The following is a 1,154-nucleotide window of genomic DNA, read 5'->3' as shown; positions in this document are numbered from 1 at the left end:
GTCCGCGTCATCCGCACATTGGAGCGCATCGCGGCATGGCGCGGTTATCCGAACATGCTTCCACAGGTACTACGGGCCGGAATTTGTCGCCCGGGCCTTGGCGGAGTGGGCCGAGCGCCAGGGCATCGCTTTGGACTTCATCGAGCCGGGCCGTCCGATGCAAAACGGCTTCATCGAACGCTTCAACGGCAGCTACCGGCGTGGTGTCCTGGACATGCATATCTTCCGCACACTCAGCGAGGTCCGTGAACAGACCGAACACTGGTTGGCCGACTACAACCAACAGATCCCGCACGACAGCGTGGGCGGGCTAACACCCACCGAGTTCCATGATCAACATCAACCCCAGACCTCTAATTTTAGCTGGCACTAAATTGCGGGGAGTCGACAAAGGGATCAACTCTGGATCGGACGGGTCAAACACCCGAAAAAGCCGCCTGGCCAAGACGGCTTTTCAGGTGGCATCACGCGCGGATGCCAGGGTGTGATGCGCAATGGACGATCACCAGATGTTGTACATGGCGTAGCGGCTCTCTTCTACCTCGGCATTCCAATTGCCGTAGCGGGCGGTACCGTCCCACCAATAGCGGTTGCCAGGCACCCAGTATACGGTCCTTCCAGTGAGGTGTTTGATCTGGCACGATCCGCCATTGACCCTCCACCAACCACCCTGGAAGTAACCGGCCTTCCAGCGACGCACAACAACCTGCACGGGCTGCGCGGTACTGCCGGGGTTGAGCAACTGGCTCCAGCCGAAGGTCTCCGTGTAGCTTTTTTGTTTCTGGTACTGGCCCTTGATGTTGAACATTTCCAAGAAGTCTCCGACGACGGGGATTTTGCTCACATCCAGGTCCACACCGATCGCCCATTGGTACCCCGAGGTGTTCTCCTTGGTCCAGCTGTATTTGCAACGCAAGCCTTTCGGATTGCAGTAGAACAACGGGCCTCGCCAGATCCAGTCCTCCCACGTATTGCTCGCCTGCATCGTGGGGATTCCCCAGGAGGTACGGTCGCCCAGCAGGTTCACGAACCCGCCGTTGCCGTCGTTGCTCGAAAAACAGACATCGCCGGCATGGGCGATCTGTAGGGTGGTTGCCGCTGGCAACACGAAAGCCAAAGCAATGGCGATATGGGTGACTTTCATTGCGCGGACT

General features: G+C 58.5%; 1 protein-coding gene and 1 pseudogene. One reads left to right on the top strand and one right to left on the bottom strand.

The window, feature by feature from the left end; genetic code table 11:
• Positions 1–373, top strand: a pseudogene (locus XalbCFBP2523_RS15790) (integrase core domain-containing protein); the annotation flags it as partial.
• Positions 374–502: 129 nt separating this feature from the next.
• Here the strand turns inward: XalbCFBP2523_RS15790 and XalbCFBP2523_RS15785 are convergent.
• The coding region (locus XalbCFBP2523_RS15785; RefSeq protein WP_211286580.1) for a hypothetical protein at positions 503–1,154 on the bottom strand (652 nt) is incomplete at its 5' end.

The sequence above is a fragment of the Xanthomonas albilineans genome (genome assembly GCF_002939705.1).
GTDB lineage: Bacteria > Pseudomonadota > Gammaproteobacteria > Xanthomonadales > Xanthomonadaceae > Xanthomonas_A > Xanthomonas_A albilineans.
Note: the sequence above shows the minus strand (reverse complement) of the source record. Positions and strands in the feature narration are given on the sequence as shown.